General features: G+C 68.1%; 3 protein-coding genes. 1 reads left to right on the top strand and 2 read right to left on the bottom strand.

The genetic code is table 11. The annotated features are described in order from the left end of the window. Nucleotides 1-108: 108 nt before the first annotated feature. Complete coding sequence (gene ppk1 / locus Q673_RS32945) at nucleotides 109-2,319, bottom strand: polyphosphate kinase 1 (RefSeq protein WP_023007036.1); 2,211 nt, start codon at nucleotides 2,317-2,319, stop codon at nucleotides 109-111. A 43-nt stretch (nucleotides 2,320-2,362) separates the two neighbouring features. Further along, the gene (gene hemB / locus Q673_RS32940) at nucleotides 2,363-3,370 is read right to left on the bottom strand and encodes a porphobilinogen synthase (RefSeq protein WP_023007035.1); all 1,008 of its coding nucleotides are present in this window, start codon (nucleotides 3,368-3,370) and stop codon (nucleotides 2,363-2,365) included. A gap of 207 nt (nucleotides 3,371-3,577) precedes the next feature. Here hemB and elbB point away from each other — a divergent pair, with 207 nt between their 5' ends. After that, nucleotides 3,578-4,240, top strand: a complete 663-nt coding sequence (elbB, locus tag Q673_RS32935; RefSeq protein WP_023007034.1) for an isoprenoid biosynthesis glyoxalase ElbB — start codon at nucleotides 3,578-3,580, stop codon at nucleotides 4,238-4,240. Nucleotides 4,241-4,373 lie beyond the last annotated feature (133 nt).

Raw genomic sequence — 4,373 nt, 5'->3', positions numbered from 1 at the left:
CGTAAGCCTGAAGCTGGAAGAAGAATCGCCCCCATGGTCTTGCCATGGGGGCGATTCAGTTTAGGCTGCTTTCCAGCTTCCAGCGCCGGGCGTAAGCCCGGCGCTCGGTCAGGCCTTGGCGGCGTAGGCGTAGAGCAGGGTCTCCTGGGCGCTGATCGGGGCGGCCTCGCCGGGGTGCTGCTTGACGTAGCTGCCGTCGGGCTGCAGCAGCCAGCTCTGGCAGTTGTCCACCAGGTAGGTCTCCAGGTCCTTGCGCACCCGGGCGGCCAGCTTCTTGTCCAGCAGCGGGAAGCAGGTCTCCACCCGATGGAACATGTTGCGGGTCATGAAGTCGGCGCTGGAGGCCCACACCTCCGGCTTGCCGCCGTTATGGAAGTAGAACACCCGGGTGTGCTCCAGGAAGCGCCCGACGATGGAACGCACCCGGATGTTCTCCGAGACGCCGGGAACGCCGGGGCGCAGGCAGCACTGCCCGCGGATGATCAGGTCGCACTCCACGCCGGCCTGGGAGGCGCGGTAGAGCGCCTGGATCAGCCTGGGCTCGGTCAGCGAGTTGCACTTGACGATCAGGTGGGCGCGCTTGCCCTTGCGAGCCTCGGTGGCCTCGCGCTCGATCGTCTCCACCATCCGCTCGTGCAGGGTGAAGGGGGCGTGGAGCAGCGTCTCGATGCGGCGTGCACGTCCCATGCCGGAGAGCTGCTGGAACACCTGGTGCACGTCCTCGCACAGGGTCGGGTTGGCGGTCAGCAGGCTGTAGTCGGTGTAGAGCCGCGCGGTCTTGGAGTGGTAGTTGCCGGTGCCCAGGTGCACGTAGTAGCGCAGCCCCTCCTTCTCGCGGCGCACGATATGCATCATCTTGGCGTGGGTCTTGTAGGCCATCACCCCATAGATGACGATGGCGCCGGCCTCCTGCAGCCGCGAGGCGAGCGCCAGGTTGTCGGCCTCGTCGAAGCGCGCGCGCAGCTCGATCACCACCGTCACCTCCTTGCCGCCCCGCGCCGCCTCCACCAGCGAGTTGACGATGGGCGAGTCGGCACCGGTGCGGTAGAGGGTCTGCTTGATGGCCAGCACCCCGGGGTCGCGGGCGGCTTCGGAGAGCAGGTCCTCGACCGGTGAGAAGGCGTGGAAGGGATGGTGCAGCAGCACGTCGCCGGCGGCGATGGTGTCGAACAGGCTGCCCTCCTTGCGCAGGTTCTTGGGCAGCCCCGGGGTGAAGGGGCGGTAGAAGAGTTCCGGTCGCTCCACCTCGCCGATCATCGACATCATGCGGGTCAGGTTGACCGGCCCGTTGACCCGGTAGAGGTCCTCCTCCTCCAGCTCGAACTGCCGAAGCAGGAAGCCGGCCAGCTCGTCGGGGCAGGTGTCCACCACCTCCAGGCGTACGCCGCTGCCGTAGCGGCGTGCCAGCAGCTCGCCGCGCAGCGCCGAGGCGAGGTCGGAGACCTCCTCGGGGTCCACCGTCATGTCGGCGTTGCGGGTCAGCCGGAACTGGTAGCAGCCACGCACCGTCATGCCCGGGAACAGCTCCTCGGCGTGGGCGTGGATCATCGAGGAGAGGAACACCGCCTCCCTGAAGCCCTCCTCGCACAGCGCCTCGGGGAGGCTGATCACCCGGGGCAGCGAGCGCGGGGCCGGCAGGATGGCGAGCCCGCCCTCGCGGCCGAAGGCGTCCTTGCCCTCGAGCTGGACGATGAAGTTGAGGCTCTTGTTGACCAGCCGCGGGAAGGGGTGGGAGGGGTCGAGGCCGATGGGGCTGATCACCGGCATGATCTCGTTCTCGAAGTAGTCGCGCACCCACTCGCGCTGGGCCTTGGTCCAGTCGCGGCGGCGACGGAAGCGCAGCCCCATCTCCTCCAGCGCGGGCAGCAGCGACGCGTTGAGGATGCGGTACTGGCGCTCGATCTGCTCGTGGGCGATGCGCGAGATCTCGGCGAGCACCGCCCGCGGGGTGCGCCCGTCGGCCCCGGAGCTGATATCACCCAGGGCCAGCTGGTGCTTGAGGCCGGCGACCCGGATCTCGAAGAACTCGTCCATGTTCGACGAGAAGATCAACAGGAACATCAGCCGGTTGAGCAGGGGATGCGCCTCGTCCAGCGCCTGTTCCAGCACCCGGATGTTGAACTGCAGGTGGGAGAGCTCGCGGTTGAAGTAGAGCGTGGGGTCGCTCAGGTCGGCGTCGCTCGCCGCCGGTGCCTTGGGCTTGATGCCGGCCCGGGTCTGGTTGAGGCGCGGGCTCGGCACGTCGCTGCCGGCGTCGTCGCCGGCGGCAGCCAGGGCTAACGGAGTGGCGGGCGATGAGGGGGGACTGCGATCTTCCATGGGCAACTCTCTCGTGGCAGGGAAGGGCGCGCAGTCCCTTCCATCACTGGGCGAGCAGGCGGGCCGCTCGCTTGGCGAAATAGGTCAGCACGCCGTCGGCACCGGCACGCTTGAAGCACAGTAGCGACTCCAGGATCACCTCGTCGGCGTCCAGCCAGCCGGCCTCGAAGGCGGCCATGTGCATGGCGTACTCGCCGCTCACCTGGTAGGCGTAGGTGGGCGCCTTGAGCTCGTCCTTCACCCGGCGCACCACGTCCAGGTAGGGCATGCCGGGCTTGATCATCACCATGTCCGCGCCCTCGGCGAGGTCCAGGGCCACCTCGTGCAGCGCCTCGTCGCCGTTGGCCGGATCCATCTGGTAGGTGCGCTTGTCCGCCTTCCCCAGGTTGGCGGCGGAGCCCACCGCATCGCGGAAGGGGCCGTAGTAGCGCGAGGCGTACTTGGCGCTGTAGGCCATGATGCGGGTGTTGACCAGCTGCTCCTGCTCTAGCACCCGGCGGATCTCGCCGATGCGGCCATCCATCATGTCCGAGGGGGCGACCACGTCGGCGCCGGCCTCGGCGTGTGAGAGGGCCTGCTTGAGCAGCGTCTCCACGGTGCGGTCGTTGAGCACGTAGCCCTGGTCGTCGATGATCCCGTCCTGGCCATGGCTGGTGTAGGGGTCCAGCGCCACATCGGTGATGATGCCGAGCTCGGGGAGGGCCTCCTTGAGGGCACGCACGCTACGCTGCACCAGGCCGCCGGCGCTGTACGCCTCCTCGGCCAGCTCGCTCTTCAGCGAGGCGTCGACCACCGGGAACAGCGCGATGGCGGGGATACCCAGCGCCACCGCCTCGCGGGCCTCCTCGATCAGCAGGTCAAGCGACAGGCGCTCGACCCCCGGCATGGAGGGCACCGCCTCGCGCTGGCCTTCGCCCTCCTGGACGAAGACCGGCCAGATCAAGTCGGCCGGGGTCAGCACGTTTTCCTGCATCAGCCGGCGCGAGAAGGCATCGCGGCGCATGCGCCGCATGCGGGTGGCGGGGAACTGGCGTGGGGTGGTGAAGCTCAAGGTCGTCTCTCCGGCTCTGGCGCCGCCGTTATCAGTCTGGCGGCGCGGTGTGACAGAAGTGTGACAGCGGGGGTGTCGTCTGGCCTCGAGTATATCAGCGCGCCGGGTCGCCGAAAGTCTCGCCTTGTCGCACCGGGGGGATCGCTCTAGAGTGAGGCTTTCTTTTCGGTCCTGCCGCGGGCAGGCGAACCCTGCAAGGAGATAGGCATGAGCAAACAGGTGGCGGTCATCCTCTCGGGCTGCGGTGTCCAGGACGGCTCCGAGATCTACGAGACCACCCTGACCCTGCTGCGGCTCGACCAGCTGGGCATCGGCTACCGCTGCTTCGCGCCGGACATCGCCCAGCACCACGTGGTCGACCATCGCCGCGGTGAGGTGGTCGAGGGCGAGACGCGCAACGTGCTGACCGAGTCGGCGCGTCTGGCGCGGGGCGAGATCCTGCCCCTCGACGAGCTGGCCGCGGACGAGTTCGATGCGGTGGTGCTCCCCGGCGGCTTCGGGGCGGCCAAGAACCTCTCCACCTTCGCCGAGGCGGGGGCCGAGATGCAGGTGCTCGACGCGCTCAAGGAGGTCCTCGAAGACTTCCATGAGGCGCGCAAGCCGATCGGCCTGATGTGCATCAGCCCAGTGATGGTGCCGCGGCTGCTGGGCAACGGCATCGCCGTGACCATCGGCCACGACCCGGGCGTCTCCGGCGCCATCAGCGCCATGGGCGGGCTGCACCGCAGCTGCGGGGTCGAGGACATCGTGGTCGACTTTGAGCACCGCGTGGTGACCACGCCGGCCTATATGCTCGCCACCCGCATCAGCGAGGCCGCCACCGGTATCTTCAAGCTGGTCGATCGCCTCGATGAGCTGATGGATCTCTGACCCGGCTTCGCCGGGAGCTGTCAGCTTGAAGAGCGGCGCTTCGCGCCTGGAAGCTGGAAGAAAGATCGCCCCCATGGCGTTGCCATGGGGGCGATCTGTTCTAGGGTACAGCCCAGCTTCCAGCTTCCAGCTT

Source organism: Halomonas sp. PBN3, assembly GCF_000475415.1.
GTDB classification, from domain to species: Bacteria; Pseudomonadota; Gammaproteobacteria; order Pseudomonadales; family Halomonadaceae; genus Halomonas; species Halomonas shengliensis.
This window is presented reverse-complemented; position numbering and strand designations above follow the sequence as displayed.

What these genes read in the sequence shown, in the direction of transcription:
- elbB (WP_023007034.1), top strand. Translation starts at nt 3,578, where the DNA reads ATGAGCAAACAGGTGGCGGTCATCCTCTCGGGCTGCGGTGTCCAGGAC.
- ppk1 (WP_023007036.1), bottom strand. Translation starts at nt 2,319, where the DNA reads ATGGAAGATCGCAGTCCCCCCTCATCGCCCGCCACTCCGTTAGCCCTG.